General features: G+C 60.6%; 13 protein-coding genes and 2 tRNA genes. 9 read left to right on the forward strand and 6 right to left on the reverse strand.

Features of this window, described 5'->3' with window-relative positions; translation table 11 throughout:
* Window positions 1-847: HAMP domain-containing protein (locus tag V8Z78_RS04040; protein ID WP_349730973.1), on the reverse strand; the 847-nt coding region annotated here is incomplete at its 3' end.
* 189 nt (window positions 848-1,036) lie between these two features.
* On the opposite strand from V8Z78_RS04040, the gene V8Z78_RS04045 reads away from it, so the two are divergent.
* Genes V8Z78_RS04045 through V8Z78_RS04055 form a run of 3 tightly spaced genes read left to right on the forward strand, consistent with a single transcriptional unit; the run spans window position 1,037 to window position 2,897 of the window.
* A complete protein-coding gene (locus V8Z78_RS04045) occupies window positions 1,037-1,900 on the forward strand; it encodes a 3',5'-nucleoside bisphosphate phosphatase (RefSeq protein ID WP_034357719.1) in 864 nt (287 codons plus the stop codon).
* 18 nt (window positions 1,901-1,918) lie between these two features.
* Window positions 1,919-2,563, forward strand: a complete 645-nt coding sequence (locus V8Z78_RS04050) for an L-threonylcarbamoyladenylate synthase (protein WP_003066094.1) — start codon at window positions 1,919-1,921, stop codon at window positions 2,561-2,563.
* A gap of 10 nt (window positions 2,564-2,573) precedes the next feature.
* Window positions 2,574-2,897: a hypothetical protein gene (locus tag V8Z78_RS04055; protein ID WP_003066092.1), complete on the forward strand. Its 324-nt coding sequence runs from the start codon at window positions 2,574-2,576 to the stop codon at window positions 2,895-2,897.
* Between the two features lies 1 nt (window position 2,898).
* Here the strand turns inward: V8Z78_RS04055 and V8Z78_RS04060 are convergent, their stop codons facing one another.
* Window positions 2,899-4,155, reverse strand: coding sequence for a methyl-accepting chemotaxis protein (locus tag V8Z78_RS04060; protein WP_003066090.1), 1,257 nt, complete (start codon window positions 4,153-4,155; stop codon window positions 2,899-2,901).
* A gap of 226 nt (window positions 4,156-4,381) precedes the next feature.
* Between V8Z78_RS04060 and V8Z78_RS04065 the strand changes: the two genes are divergently transcribed.
* The 5 genes from V8Z78_RS04065 to V8Z78_RS04085 all read left to right on the forward strand — a co-directional run bounded on the left by V8Z78_RS04065 (window position 4,382) and on the right by V8Z78_RS04085 (window position 11,426).
* Window positions 4,382-5,050, forward strand: a complete 669-nt coding sequence (locus V8Z78_RS04065) for a site-2 protease family protein (protein ID WP_003066089.1) — start codon at window positions 4,382-4,384, stop codon at window positions 5,048-5,050.
* A gap of 42 nt (window positions 5,051-5,092) precedes the next feature.
* Window positions 5,093-6,394, forward strand: a complete 1,302-nt coding sequence (locus V8Z78_RS04070; RefSeq protein ID WP_046461109.1) for a tryptophan--tRNA ligase — start codon at window positions 5,093-5,095, stop codon at window positions 6,392-6,394.
* Window positions 6,395-6,473: 79 nt separating this feature from the next.
* The gene (locus tag V8Z78_RS04075) at window positions 6,474-7,184 is read left to right on the forward strand and encodes a response regulator transcription factor (RefSeq protein ID WP_003066085.1); all 711 of its coding nucleotides are present in this window, start codon (window positions 6,474-6,476) and stop codon (window positions 7,182-7,184) included.
* Between the two features lie 73 nt (window positions 7,185-7,257).
* Window positions 7,258-8,964 carry a FecR family protein gene (locus V8Z78_RS04080; protein WP_046461108.1) on the forward strand — a complete coding sequence of 569 codons (1,707 nt, stop codon included), beginning with the start codon at window positions 7,258-7,260 and terminating at the stop codon, window positions 8,962-8,964.
* A 116-nt stretch (window positions 8,965-9,080) separates the two neighbouring features.
* Window positions 9,081-11,426, forward strand: a complete 2,346-nt coding sequence (locus V8Z78_RS04085; RefSeq protein WP_046461107.1) for a CHASE2 domain-containing protein — start codon at window positions 9,081-9,083, stop codon at window positions 11,424-11,426.
* Between the two features lie 53 nt (window positions 11,427-11,479).
* On the opposite strand, the gene V8Z78_RS04090 is transcribed toward V8Z78_RS04085, so the two are convergent.
* The 4 genes from V8Z78_RS04090 to V8Z78_RS04105 all read right to left on the reverse strand — a co-directional run bounded on the left by V8Z78_RS04090 (window position 11,480) and on the right by V8Z78_RS04105 (window position 13,424).
* Window positions 11,480-11,556, reverse strand: a tRNA-Arg gene (locus tag V8Z78_RS04090).
* A 116-nt stretch (window positions 11,557-11,672) separates the two neighbouring features.
* A tRNA-Ile gene (locus V8Z78_RS04095) sits at window positions 11,673-11,749 on the reverse strand.
* Between the two features lie 52 nt (window positions 11,750-11,801).
* On the reverse strand, window positions 11,802-12,809 hold the full coding sequence (hrcA, locus tag V8Z78_RS04100) for a heat-inducible transcriptional repressor HrcA (protein ID WP_003066063.1): 1,008 nt from the start codon (window positions 12,807-12,809) through the stop codon (window positions 11,802-11,804).
* 9 nt (window positions 12,810-12,818) lie between these two features.
* Entirely contained in the window at window positions 12,819-13,424 is a 606-nt protein-coding gene (locus tag V8Z78_RS04105; RefSeq protein ID WP_349730974.1) for a recombinase family protein, read from the reverse strand.
* Between the two features lie 344 nt (window positions 13,425-13,768).
* Here V8Z78_RS04105 and V8Z78_RS04110 point away from each other — a divergent pair, with 344 nt between their 5' ends.
* Entirely contained in the window at window positions 13,769-14,143 is a 375-nt protein-coding gene (locus tag V8Z78_RS04110; protein WP_349730975.1) for a hypothetical protein, read from the forward strand.
* The last annotated feature ends 2 nt before the right edge of the window (window positions 14,144-14,145 follow it).

Genomic DNA, 14,145 nt, shown 5'->3' on the forward strand with positions numbered 1-14,145 from the left:
CCGTGGCAATCTGGCCCGAAGCCGAAGAGACGGACTCCACGCCCGAGCGCACCTGGCCGACGACGGAGCGCAGGCGCTCGGCCATGGCGTTCAGGGACTTGAGCAGACGGCCCAGTTCGTCATGACGGTCATTGCGTACCGTTGCCGTCAAGTCGCCGGCAGCGATGGAGTCAGCCAGAGTTACCGCCTCATTCAACGGAGCGATGATCGAGCGCAGGATCAGAGCCGCCATCGCCAGCCCCAGCAAAACGATCAGGCCGCAGACCAGACCGATAGCCACATAGGCCTGAGACTGGCTTGCTTCGCCATCGGCAACCGCACGTTGGCTGCGTTGCTCCTGCAACTGCACAAACTTGCGCTGCGCATCCACGTAGACCTTGGCGTTGGGACGCAGCTGTTTTTCAACCAGATCGAAGGCCGCCGCAAAATCATTGTCCTTGCGCGCGGCCTGCACGGCTGCATTGCTCTCCAGCGTCGCGCGCCTGCGCTCGGCGACCTCGTCCAGCACCTTGCGCGATTCATCGTCAGTGACCAGTTCGTTGAGCTTTTTCTGCAGCTCGGTGATATGCGCAATCCCGTCACTCATCAGCTTGCGCTGCTGCTCCACCAGGTTTTCCTCGGAGGAAATGGCCGCGACGATGGAGCGATCCACACTTTGCTCGGTCAGATGACGCCACTCACTGGCAATGTTGGCTGCCATTCGGGTACGCGTGGCCTCCTTGGAGATGCTCACGTACACGCGGTCCAGATAGATCAGGCTGCCTGCAGACACCAGCAGCAAGCCCGCCAGCAAGCCAATCACCAAAGCCCACAGCTTTTGTGACACAGAGAACTGATTCAATTTCATTTTTTATCCATCTCAATAGATCAAGCAACACCGTGGCAGCCTTAACGAATTCAGAAACTCACAAGCGCTGTAGCCAATCCTTAATCGGCATACTTGCAGGAGATTTGAGCTTTGTTACAAGCTTCGACCGCAATAGCGCTCGTGCTATGACACAAATCATGATTGCGTACAGCCGCCTACAATCAAGCCGTGCCCAAAACCTATCTGAACGCCGATCTGCACTGCCACTCCGTCGTCTCCGACGGCACTTTGACGCCCGAGCAACTGGCTCTGCGTGCCGCCGAGCGAGGGGTGGAGCTCTGGGCGCTGACCGATCACGACGAGGTCGGCGGCCAGCACCGGGCAGCAGCCGCAGCCAGGTCAGCAGGGCTGGACTACCTGACAGGCACTGAAATTTCCGTCAGCTTCTCGGGCAGCGGCGTACATATCGTGGGCCTGGGCTTTGACGCCGATAACGCAGCTCTGACCCAAGGCCTGTACGACACTCGCAACGGTCGCGGCCCACGCGCCCGCGAAATGGCCAGGCAGCTGGAACTGGCCGGCATTCCCGGCGCCTATGAAGGAGCACTGCGCCATGCAGGCAACCCCGAGCTGATCTCGCGCACCCACTTCGCGCGCTTTCTCGTGGAGAGCGGAGTCTGCAGCGACACCTATGAGGTCTTCAAACGCTATCTGACCGAAGGCAAGCCCGGTTATGTCGCCCATGTCTGGGCGAATCTGGAGGACGCCGTGCGCTGGATCGTGGATGCCGGCGGCGTGGCCGTGATTGCCCACCCGGCACGTTACGACTTGAGCCATAACGAGGAATATGCGCTGTTTTCCAAGTTCAAGGAACTCGGCGGCCAGGGCGTGGAGGTCGTGACCGGCAGCCACCGTCCGCACGAATATGCGATCTATGCCGATCTGGCCCTGGAATTCGGCCTGGCCGCATCGCGCGGCAGCGACTTTCACAGCCCCGATGAATCGCAGATAGACCTGGGGCAACTGCCCTATCTGCCCAGCCAGCTCACTCCCGTCTGGGAGCTGCTGCAGGACCGCATACAGCGTGCATAAATCACAGAGAGAGATTGCATGACCACCGTTTTTGAAGTCTATCCAGAGAACCCGCAGCCTCGCATCATCAAGCAGGCTGCGGACATGCTGCGCAAGGGCGCCATTCTTGCCGTACCCACTGACTCCAGCTATGCCCTGGTCTGCCACCTGGACGACAAGAACGCCGTGGACCGCATGCGCCGCATCCGGCAGATCAACGACAAGCACCACCTCACGCTGCTGTGCCGCGACCTGTCCGAGTTGGCCAACTATGCCCGCGTGGACAACCGCCAGTACCGCTTGCTCAAGCTGGCAACGCCAGGCCCCTACACCTTTATTCTTGAAGCCAGCAAGGAAGTGCCCAAGCGCCTGAGCCACCCTTCGCGCAAGACCATCGGCCTGCGCGTGCCGGATCGCAAAGGTCTGCAACTGCTGCTGGAAGAACTGGGCGAGCCCTTGCTGGCCACCACCTTGATCGCGCCCGGCGAGACCGAGCCGCTCAATGATGCCGAGTCGATTCTGGAGCGCTTCCCCCATGAGCTGGACGCCGTGGTCGACTCAGGCGCCTGTCCGCAGCAACCCACCACGGTGCTGGACCTCACGCCCATGGCCTTGAACAATCCCCCCGTCGTGGTGCGCCAGGGCATGGGCGGCCTGAAAGACATAGGCCTTCAGCCCGAATAGGCGCGGCCTCATGCAGGAAAAGCAGCTGCCGCAAGACTTTGTTCAGCGCCACTGGCCCTGGCTCATCGTCTCTTTGTGCGCGTACTCGGTGATGGTGGCGGTGCTGTTCTGGCAGGCGTCTCAGGCATGGCTGATCTATGCCCTGGCCACCCTCTGGACGGCATGGACGATTCGGGCTTATGCCGGAGGCAAGTCATTCCATGTCTCGCCAGGGCTGTCGGCACAGGCCGATGACTCCATACTGCGCCGCAGAGTCCTGCTGGGAATGGCTATCTGCCTCCATTTCGGCTTTACCGTCGTAGCCATTTACGGCTATCTGCACGAAATTCACTGAATCAAAGTTCTTCATAGGCCAGCTCGCGGGCACGAGCCGGACGCGCCTGCGCGGCCACAGCTCCGCGCGGAGCCGGCATGGCAGAAGGAGCCAGAGCAGGTGACTCATCGTCATCGAGTTTGAAGGCCCCCACCGCCTGCTGCAGATCCTGCGTGCGCGCATTGAGCGCAGCAGCGGCTTGCGTGGCCTGCATGACCAGGGCGGCGTTTTCCTGATTGGTGCTGTCCATGTGAGCCACGGCCGTATTCACATGGGCGATGCCCTCGCTTTGCTGCTGCAGCGCACCGGAGATTTCGCTCAGCAGACCTGTGACCTGACCTACGGACTGCATGATTTCCTTCATGGTGCTGCCGGCCTGGCCCACCAGGCCAGAGCCGCTTTCCACCTGAGTCACGCTGGCCGTGATCAGCTCCTTGATCTGTTTGGCCGCTTCGGCACTGCGCTGCGCCAGCGAGCGCACCTCGCTGGCCACCACGGCAAAGCCACGCCCCTGCTCTCCGGCGCGAGCCGCTTCCACGGCCGCATTGAGTGCCAGGATATTGGTCTGGAAGGCGATACCTTCAATGACCTGAATGATGTCCACAATCTTGCGAGAGCTGCCGCTGATGGCATCCATGGTGTGAACGACCTGGTCCACCACATCACCGCCACGTCCGGCCGTGGCCGATGCAGTGACTGCCAGAGAGCTGGCCGAATGAGCGCGCTCTGCGTTCTGACGCACGGTGACGGTGAGCTGCTCCATGCTGGCTGCGGTTTCTGTCAGCGCGCTGACCTGCTGCTCGGTACGGCTGGAGAGGTTGATATTGCCCGCATCGATTTCATAGGCCGAAACAGCCAGCGAATCAGTGGACTGCTTGATACGGCCCACCAGCTCGGTCAGCGTGTCTTCCATGGTGCTCAGCGCAGTCAGAAGACGACCGAACTCGCCTTCGGCATTCGAAGAGAACTCCTTGCTCAAATCACCTGCCGCCACGGTCTCGGCAATCAGAATGGCTTCCTGCAAGGGCGCCACGATGCGGCGGCGCAGGCTGATCCAGGACCAAGTGCAGGAAATGCAGACCCAGGCGCCCAGTGCCAGCAGCCACCAGCGCGAACGCTCGACTTCCGCCATCAAGTTCTGCGACTGCTGCGCCGTGAGCGATCCCGCCTTCAACACCTCCAGCACATCAGACATCGCTGACCAGGCAATTCCCATCAAAGCCAGGACAAAAACACTGATGCTGACAAATGCAATCACCAGTCGCTTGCTTACCGTCATATTGATCCCCTTGCCCTGTCCTGCCGAACGCCGTGTTATGTAGTGATTTCGTCAACCCGCACAAAACCTGTTCCGCTGTGCAGGCAGCAACCACGGATTTGCGCGAGTTGCATTTTGCAACATCTGGTTTACCACACAACTATGTGCAACCCGTATTTCTGCAACGGCAAACGGCTTGTCCCGGTACAAGACAGCAGCTTGGCGCGGCGTCTGAGACAATCAGTGCGTGGAACTCACCGAACTCATACAAACCGTACTAATTTACGCACTGCCCGTGCTGTTCGCCATCACCATTCATGAGGCGGCGCACGGCTATGCTGCGCGTCACTTTGGCGACAACACCGCAGCCATGATGGGTCGCATCACGCTCAACCCCATCAAGCATATCGACCCCATCGGCACCATCTTGATGCCGCTGCTGCTGTATTTCGCTACCTCGGGCGCGTTTCTTTTCGGCTATGCCAAGCCCGTGCCCGTGCGCTTTGACCATCTGCGCCACCCCAAGCGCGACATGATCTGGGTAGCGCTGGCCGGCCCTGCCTCCAATTTCGTGCAGGCCGTGTTCTGGGGCCTGCTGCTGATCGTCTTGGTAGGCACAGGTCTGCACGAGCGCTTTTTCCTAGAGATGTGCCGCGCCGGCATTCTGGTCAACCTGGTGATGTGGGCTTTCAATCTCTTTCCGCTGCCGCCTCTGGACGGCGGCCGCATTCTGGTCGGTCTGCTGCCCTGGAAACAGGCGCAACTGGTGGCGCGTGTCGAGCCCTATGGCTTTTTCATCGTCATGGCACTGGTGATTGCCGGCGTGGTCGGCAGTTACTGGCTGCGCCCGTTGATGAGCCTGGGCTACTCGGCCATCGATCTGATCCTCTACCCCTTCATGGCCTTGCTGCGCTGAGCCCAGCGCCTGGTCTGCTACTGATATCTGTTGTTGATCCCTATGAGCACCACCCGTTTTCTGACCGGCATCACCCCCAGCGGTACCCCACACCTGGGCAACTACGCAGGCATGATGCGCCCCGCCATCGAAGCCAGTCGCGACAAGAATGTGGAGAACTTCTACTTTCTGGCCGACTACCACGCGCTCATCAAGTGCCAGGACCCCGAGCGCGTTCAGCGCTCGACCATCGAAATCGCCGCCAGTTGGCTGGCCGCTGGTCTCGACCCCGAGCATGTGACCTTCTACCGCCAGTCGGACATCCCCGAGATTCCGGAGCTGACGTGGTTCCTGACCTGCGTGACCGGCAAGGGCCTGCTCAACCGCGCCCACGCCTACAAGGCAGCGGTGGACAAGAACAATGCATCCGGCAGCGAACCTGACGACGGCGTGACCGCCGGTCTCTTCATGTATCCCGTGCTCATGGGTGCCGACATTCTGATCTTCAACGCCAACAAGGTTCCCGTGGGCCGCGATCAGGTGCAACACCTGGAGATGGCACGCGACATGGCGTCGAGCTTCAACCACATCTACGGCGGCGAGTACTTCACGCTGCCTGAGGCCGTGGTGGAAGAGTCCGTCGCCACCCTGCCCGGCCTCGACGGCCGCAAGATGAGCAAGAGCTACAACAATACGATTCCGCTGTTTGCGCCACGTGAACAACTCAGGAAGCTCATCAACAGCATCACCACCGACTCGCGCGCCCCCGGCGAGGCCAAGGAAGTCGAAGGCTCGGCCCTGTTCCAGATCTATCAAGGCTTTGCCAGCGAAGAGGAAAGTGCCGCCCTGCGCCAGCAATATGCCGAAGGCATTGCCTGGGGCGATGCCAAGCAGATCCTGTTCGAGCGCATCGACCGTGAAATCGCCCCCATGCGCGAGCGTTATGAATACCTGATTGCCCACCCGGCAGAGCTGGAAGAGATTCTTCAGGCCGGTGCCATCAAGGCACGCAAGCTGGCGACTCCTTTGCTGCAGCAACTGCGCGGCGCCGTGGGCATCCGCAACCTGGCGCAAGCCAGCAAGGCCAAGACCAAGGCTGCCAAGACTGCACTGCCCCAGTTCAAGCAGTATCGCGAATCCGATGGCCAGTTCTACTTCAAGCTGGTGGCCGCCGACGGTCAGCTGCTGCTGCAAAGCCTGGGCTTTGCCGCCCCCAAGGAAGCGGGGCAGAACATCGCCCGGTTGCAGCGCGAAGGCGCGACGGCTCTGGCCGCCATCAAGCCGTGCCTGCAGACACTGGACGGTGTCAGCGATGACCTGGTGATCCAGGCTCTGGAACAACTGCGTGAGGCGGCCGAGCAATAGCTCCTCGCTGCCCGATGGACGCTGCCTCCGCATTCAAAGGACAGCGTGGATGTAATCCTTCGCACTAAAGGAACTACCGATGCGTATTGCTGCTCTGGATGACGATCCGCTACAACTGGAACTGTTGCAACAAGTCGCGACGGAAGCCGGGCATAGCTGTCACTCTTACCTCAAGGGGGCCGCCCTGCAGCAAGCCCTGCGCCGCGAAAGCTTCGATTTGCTGCTGATTGACTGGGAGCTGCCCGATAGCAGCGGGCCGGATATCGTGCGCTGGGTGCGCGAGCAGATCAGCAAGGAAGTGCCGGTCATCTTCGTGACCCACCGCAGCGAAGAGGCCGACATTGTCGAAGGCCTGGCCAGCGGCGCCGATGACTTCATGATCAAGCCCATCCGCGCGGGCGAGCTGCGTGCTCGCATCGCTGCCCTGCTGCGCCGTGCCTATCCGCTGACGGCACAAAGCGTGCTGGACTTCGGCCCCTACCGCTTTCTCACCACCACCAATGGCATAGAGATGGACGGCCAGCCCGTGGAGGTTACGCACCGTGAATACACTCTGGCATTGACGCTGTTCCAGAACCAAGGCCGTTTGCTCTCGCGCGATCATCTGCGCGAAGTCGTCTGGGGCCACAACGCCGAGGTGCAGTCGCGCTCGCTGGACACCCATGTCTCGCGCCTGCGCAATCTGCTGAACCTGCGCGCTGGTCAGCCCTATGCCATTTCAGCCGTTTATGGCTATGGTTACCGCCTGGATGCCCCCGAAGCTGCGCAGCCCGCAGCCCCAGCTGCCTGAGTTCGGCAGCCCCCATAACCTAGCTTTAAAAATGCCTGATTTACGTCAAAACCTCTTTTCCGTCCACTCCCCGATGCCCATTCTGGGCGCAGGCATGCTGTGGGTGGCGTTTGGAGGGATGACGGCAACAGGTCTGGCCCATGCCCAGATCACTCCTCGCGGCAACGATGCCATTGCCCACCGCGTGGTGACTGGAGATACGCTGGAGATGCTGGCAGAACGCTATCTGGGCGACCACAAGCGCTGGACAGCGCTGCAAAGTCACAACAAGGTGGAAAACCCCCTGCGCCTGCGCCCCGGTTCGGTGCTGGAAATTCCCACACGCCTGTTGCGCGCCGCGATGGCTTCGGTGGTGTTTGTGCAAGGCGATGTGCAAAGCACACGCTCTGCGAGCCATCTCGCAGACTCCGTCAACGCGCCGCCTCAGCCCGTGCAAAAAGGCCAGCTGCTGCAGGAAGGCGATTCGCTCCAGGTTCCGGCCAACGCCTTTGTCTCCGTGCGCCTCGCAGATGGCTCACTGGTGCGCGTGCAGTCCGAATCCGATGTCGAGCTGCGCCAGATGCGCCGCAAAGGCCGAGCCGGCAGTCTGCAGTCCGTCATCGATCTGCGCGAGGGCGCAATTGAAGCAAAAGTGTCCAGGCAAGCCAATGGCGAGCGCCGCTTCGAGGTGCGCACCCCGGCGGCCTCGACCAGCGTGCGCGGCACCCAGTTTCTGGTGATGAGTGATGACGAGGGCCGCACGGCTGCTGCCGTCGACGAAGGCTCGGTCGCCGTGCAGACGGGCCAGCCCTCAGCCTTGCTCAGGCCAGGTCAAGGTCTGTCCGTCTCCGCAAACGGCCAGATCGGCAAGCCCACAGCCATGCTGGGGGCTCCCGATATTGCGGCCTGGCCCGCTCTTGTCGAAGACGCCAACTGGGTCAGCCTGCCCCTGCCAGCCATGGCTGGTGCCGTGCGCTACCAAGTGCTGCTCGCTCAGGACAAGGAGCTGACCCAGATCGTGCGCGGCGGCATGTTCACAAGGTCGCCTGCACGCCTGACAGGTGTCGAAGACGGCAGCTACATTGCGGCCATTCGCGCCATTGACGCCAACGGCATTCCTGGCAAACGCAGCGTGCAAGTGTTGCGCGTCAAAGCTCATCCTGTGCCGCCGCTCTATGAGTCTCCAGCACCTGAAGCCACCATCGGACAGGGCCAGCACGGCCTGCAATGCACCCAGGTGGCGGAAGCCTCGGCCTACCGCATCCAGGTAGCCACAGCCGACGGCAGCTTTGCCCAGCCGCTCATCGACGCCAACGACCTCAAGGACTGTGCCCTGTCTGCCAGTACGCTGGCCAAGCTGCCTGTCGGCGAATATATGTGGCGCGTAGGCAGCATCCGTAAGCTCGGCAACGGCCAGCCGGATGCGGGTCCTTTCGCCGCCCCGCAAAAGATGAAACTGGCCCTGGCACCCAAATCGCCCGAACTGCAGATCGGCGGCGCGCCCGGCGAAGGCAGCAGCCATATTCACTGGGCAGGTGAAGAGGGTCAACGCTACCGTATCGTGGTGGCCAGCGACGCCGGTTTCACTGCGCCCCTGATCGACACCTGGATAACCCAGCCTCAGTGGAGCACGCAGGATCTGCCTCCTGGCACCTACTATCTGCAGATGCAGGTCGAGGATGCCAACGGCCTGCGCAGCAATCTCTCTGTCGCGCGCCAATTCCAGACCGGCAACTGGGTGACCTCATCCGAGGGGCAGGCGCTGACTTCCGGCGACGGTTCACGCTTGATGCGCCAGTAAAAACCATAGCTGCCAGCGCTTGAATTCCATGAAGCTTCATAGGATTCATATCTTGATCGCTTATATGACAAGCGCTGGAAGCTATTGTTTTATGAGCTTCTCACCGAGTCACCCACATGGTTGAAGCGCCCAACCTGCGTAAAAACCGCTTGCAGGACCTGCGCCTGAGCTGGCTGTTGCTTAGCGCTTTCCTGCTCGGCATGACCTGGTGGCTCAGCGGCCCGGGGCAGCTGGCACGTTTCAACGGCATTATTCAGGACACCTCGGCCTGGCTTCATCAGCGTCCAGCCTCGCCCGAGGTTGTCATCGTGGCCATCGACGATGACAGTATCGACAGCATAGGCCGCTGGCCCTGGCGCCGCGCGCTGCACGCCGCCGTGCTGGAGCGCATCACTCAAGGGCAGCCCCGCGCCATCGGCATGGATGTGGTCTTCAGCGAGGAAGACTGGGACTACCCCGGCGACGATCTGCTGCTGCAACGAGCACTGCAAAAAAGCGGCAACGTAGTGCTGCCCGTCACGCGCGCCGCGCAAAGCGCTGCCACCACCCCTTTACAGAGCCTTGCCAGCGAGGCTGCTGCTCTGGGGCACACCCAGATGCCTGTGGATGCCGACGGTGTGGTGCGACGCTTTTATGCGCAGGAAGGCAAGGCCGGCCAGCTCTGGTGGCATATGGCGCTGAGCCTGCACTGCGTGGGCCAGACCACCCAACCCTGCCAACCATCTGCCCCACCTCCAGCAGACTCGGTTGCAGCCAACTCCTGGCAAAAGCTGCAGCCCCAGTTCATCGCTTTTGCCCGGGCTTCGCGGGACCGCCAGAACAGCCTGGGCTCGCCGTTCACCACCTACTCCTATATCGACATCCTGCGCGGCAATATCCCAGCGGTCGCTTTTCGCGGCAAATACGTGCTGATTGGAGCCACTGCCGCAGGTCTTGGCGAAAAATTCACAGCCCCCATCGGCTTTGATGCGCGCCTGATCTCGAATGTGGAGATGCTGGGCCATGTGCTCAACGGCATCCTTGAGGGCACACATCTGGAGCCAGCCACTGCCACGCTCAACCGCAGCCTCAATGTGCTGCCCGTACTGCTGGGCCTGCTGGCTCTGGCCTGGCTCGGCCCTTCTGGCGGGCTGATTTCCAGCATCCTGCTGGCCTTGCTCAGTCTGTCGATAGCCGGTTTGGCGCCACGTTGGGGTCATGTGCAGACAGCCCCCGCTGCGGCACTGCTGAGCCTGTCGCTTGCCTACCCGCTCTGGAGCTGGCTGCGCCTGCGCGCCGCCACACGCTTTCTGGCGCTGGAGCTGCGCGATCTGCAGGGCCAGGGCCTGCCCGCGCCCTCGCTCAAGAGCGATGCCCTCGATCAGCGGATCGACGCTGTGGAGCAAGCCTCGCGCCAGCTGCGCGCATTGCATCACTTCGTCAGCGAAAGCCTGCGCCAACTGCCCTCGGCCACTTTTGTCTGCGACCGCGAAGGGCTGCTGCTGCTTGCCAACACGGCCGCGCACCGCTATATCGAAAGCCTGGAGCACAAACTCCAGCAAGGTGACGATCTGGTCGCCCTGCTCCACGGCCTGAACAGCGCCAGCAGCGACGGTGGCCGCACTGCCTGCAGCACGCCACTGCTCACGCACAGTGCATTGCAGCAAGCCACTCTGTCACGCCAGAGTGAAGGGCGCGACACCCAGGGCCGCCATCTGATGCTGCTGAGCCAGAGCTTCGAGGCACCGCCCACCTCAGGCTGGCTCATCACCCTGGTCGATATCAGCGACCTGCGCAGTGCACAGGCCCAGCGCGACCAGGCCATGCAGTTCATCTCCCACGATATCCGAGCCCCGATAGGCTCCATCATCACCTTGCTGGAGATGCAGCGCACAGGCAAGCGCATCGAGTCGCAAGATGCACTGTTTGACCGCATTGAGGGCTATGCCCAGTCGTCTCTTCAGCTGGCAGACGATTTTGTGCATCTGGCCAGAGCCCAGCAGCAGCAATACCGCAGCGAAGTCGTGGATCTTGGTCTGCTGGCGGATCAGGCCGTCTCGGATTGCTGGACCCTTGCCCAGCAGCAGAACATGCGACTGGTGTTCGAGCTGCCGGATGCCGAAGCCTGCGTGCATGGCGACCCCGGCCTGCTGCACCGCGCCGTCATCAACCTGCTGAGCAATGCCATCAAATACGGCAAGCCACCGACTGGGGATGGCGGCGCCCAAGTGGAAGTCGCCGTTGTCGAGCAAGACAGCCAATGGGGCATCGCCGTGCGCGATCATGGCTCCGGCATGGACGAGGCATCGCTGGCCAGACTCAGCCAGCCGTTCGAGCGCCTGCAGCAACACCAGCGCATGGATGGCGTGGGCCTGGGCCTGGCCTTCACGCGCACCGTGGCACAGCGTCATGGCGGCAGCCTGCAGATAAGCAGCCAGCTGGGCCAAGGCAGCAGCTTCACCCTGCTGATACCCAAAGCCTGACCCCAGAAACGAAAAAGCCTCAGAACTTTTCAGTTCTGAGGCTTGACGTTTTGTGGTGCGGCTGGCAGGAATCGAACCCACGACCCCTTGGTTCGTAGCCAAGTACTCTATCCAGCTGAGCTACAGCCGCAACAGGGTTGTATTCTAGCAGTGCAAAAACGGCTCTCGGACCAAATCGACAACTTTTTCGCGTTCATGCAAAGAAAAAGCCTGCCATCGATGAAGACGGCAGGCTTTCATGCAGCTTGGTAGGGCGTGGCGGACTTGAACCGACGACCAAAGGATTATGAGTCCTCTGCTCTAACCAACTGAGCTAACGCCCCAACACTGACAACAGCCGTGGCTGCCACCAGAAAAACTTCGCCATTGTAGGGCCTAACGCTTGTGACTCAGAGCATTGCTCACCAGTTTGGATGTGATATCGACAATCTGAATCATCTTGTCGTAGTGCATGCGCGTGGGGCCGATCACCCCCAAGGTGCCAACCACCTTGCCGTCGAGCTCATAGGGAGCACTCACTACAGACAAATCTTCAAACGGCACGGTCTGGCTCTCGCCGCCGATGTAAATGCGTACGCCATCAGCCTGATTGGAGAAATCCAGCAACCTAAGGATTTGCGTTTTCTGCTCGAACAGGTCGAAAGCGCGGCGCAGATTGCCCATATCGCTGGAAAAATCGCTCACGGACAGCAGATTGCGCTCGCCGGCGATCACCACATCCTCGCGATCATGGTTGCTCATGACCTCAGTGCCTACATTCACCGCTGCCTGCATGAGGCTGGCAACCTGGCCCCGCAATTGCTCCACCTCGGTCTGCAGCCGCGTGCGCACCTCCTCCATTGTCAAACCGGCGTAATGGTGATTGAGGAAATTCGAGGCTTCTATCAGTTGCGAGGACTCGTAATCCACATCCGTGAAGATCACGCGGTTTTGCACATCGCCTTCGGGCGAGACGATGATGACCAGAAAGCGCCGCTCCGACAGGCGCACGAACTCGATATGCTTGAAGACGGAGCTGCGACGCGGCACCATGACCACACCCACGAACTGGGAGAGGTTGGACAGCAGATTGGCCGCATTGGCAATCACCTTCTGCGGCTGTTCAGGCATCAGGCCGGGCGTTACAAGATCGCAGCGGTCCACAGTCAGCATGGTGTCGACAAACAGGCGGTATCCCCTGGCTGTCGGCACGCGGCCTGCCGATGTGTGAGGGCTGATGATCAGGCCCATCTCTTCCAGGTCGGCCATCACGTTGCGTATGGTGGCAGGCGACAATTCAAGCCCGGATGCACGTGAAAGAGTGCGCGAGCCGACTGGTTGACCGTCAGCGATGTAACGCTCGATCAGCGCTTTGAGCAATAACTTGGCACGTTCGTCGAGCATGATTTCATTTTACTTACGTAAGTTCACTTCCAGCCAGCGCCCTCGCTTTTCGGCACGATAGATGTGATCTCTTAAGCAAGCAACTGACACATCAAGCATCTCAGCAAGGTCTTTTTGCTTGTACCAGCCAGAGCGCCATGCAGACACAGCTGCTGCAACATCCTCATCGCTCAAAGCCCGCTTCCTCCCCCAAGTCTTTCCAGCAGCACGCGCAGCCCGCTGACCTGCAAGACAACGTTCCCGAATCAACTCGCGCTCAAACTCAGCGAACGCACTCAGCAGATGCAGAAACATCCGGCCATGGGGCGTCGTGGTCTCAATAGCCTCAGTGAGTGAACGAAAGTCAATCTTGCGCGCCTGGAGGTCTTCAAAAACCTTGATGAAGTGCGAAACACTGCGCGCTAATCGATCCAGCTTGTAGACGACCAGGACGTCGCCCTTCTTGAGTTTTCTCAGCAGCTGCTCAAGTGCTGGACGAGTTTTAACAGCCGATTTTTTCTCTTGAACGATGTTCTTTTTCTCAATGCCAGATTTCAGCAATGCAGCCATCTGAGTCGCTGTCGTCTGGTCTTGTGTTGAGACGCGCGCATAACCGTAAACAGTCACTAATCCCACCCCTCTTGTACATCCAAAGAATGAGCACTCTTCGGTGCTCTATGTGCTCGCCGCACGGCGTCAGCTGCCCGTGATACGTCGCGCCCAGCACCATTCCCCGGAGTTTTCGCCTCTTCGGCCACGCTAAATCAGGAGCGGCCTTCGGCCTTGTCCTTTCTCCGGGGGTATTCATAAAGCTCCGCTTTACAAAGCTTCCCCACTCCGAAACGCCATCCTGATACCGCTAAAGGCACGGCGAAGAACTCAGGGGAACGGTGCAAGCAAGGGACAGTTAAACGGGCAGCAGACAGTTGACGACCCGGCTCCGAATCTAGGGGCCCGGTACACCAGAAAGGCGGCAAATCATGGCAATCGCAGCAAATTTCAGGAAGTATGCAGAGGCAATGGCGCTGCAACTGGTGCTGCCTTTCGGCAGGCCGATCTGGAACACATCGCGCCCCACTACGCGCCTCGGCCGCGAGATCCGCAGCTTCATCACCAAGGCCATGAAGGCGCGCGGCCTGGTTGAATATCCGGCAGTCCCCGCAATCCCCCAGTGGTGGAAAGATGCTCAGACTCGCGCGCGAGCCTTCATGAAGTTTGCGAAAGATGGCCAACTCAAGCTTGCACTGAGCAAGCCCATCCCCACAGTAAGCCGCAACGAGTACGAGAGCGCAAATAGCTACCGCAAGATGGTGCTGCGATCGCAAGCAGAACGCGGCGCAATCGTGATCGCATAACG

Origin of the sequence: Comamonas sp. wu1-DMT (assembly GCF_040187805.1) — a bacterium.
Taxonomy (GTDB): domain Bacteria; phylum Pseudomonadota; class Gammaproteobacteria; order Burkholderiales; family Burkholderiaceae_C; genus Comamonas; species Comamonas thiooxydans.

What these genes read in the sequence shown, in the direction of transcription:
- V8Z78_RS04050 (WP_003066094.1), top strand. Translation starts at nt 1,919, where the DNA reads ATGACCACCGTTTTTGAAGTCTATCCAGAGAACCCGCAGCCTCGCATC.
- V8Z78_RS04055 (WP_003066092.1), top strand. Translation starts at nt 2,574, where the DNA reads ATGCAGGAAAAGCAGCTGCCGCAAGACTTTGTTCAGCGCCACTGGCCC.
- V8Z78_RS04060 (WP_003066090.1), bottom strand. Translation starts at nt 4,155, where the DNA reads ATGACGGTAAGCAAGCGACTGGTGATTGCATTTGTCAGCATCAGTGTT.
- V8Z78_RS04070 (WP_046461109.1), top strand. Translation starts at nt 5,093, where the DNA reads ATGAGCACCACCCGTTTTCTGACCGGCATCACCCCCAGCGGTACCCCA.
- V8Z78_RS04075 (WP_003066085.1), top strand. Translation starts at nt 6,474, where the DNA reads ATGCGTATTGCTGCTCTGGATGACGATCCGCTACAACTGGAACTGTTG.
- V8Z78_RS04080 (WP_046461108.1), top strand. Translation starts at nt 7,258, where the DNA reads ATGCCCATTCTGGGCGCAGGCATGCTGTGGGTGGCGTTTGGAGGGATG.
- V8Z78_RS04085 (WP_046461107.1), top strand. Translation starts at nt 9,081, where the DNA reads ATGGTTGAAGCGCCCAACCTGCGTAAAAACCGCTTGCAGGACCTGCGC.
- hrcA (WP_003066063.1), bottom strand. Translation starts at nt 12,809, where the DNA reads ATGCTCGACGAACGTGCCAAGTTATTGCTCAAAGCGCTGATCGAGCGT.
- V8Z78_RS04110 (WP_349730975.1), top strand. Translation starts at nt 13,769, where the DNA reads ATGGCAATCGCAGCAAATTTCAGGAAGTATGCAGAGGCAATGGCGCTG.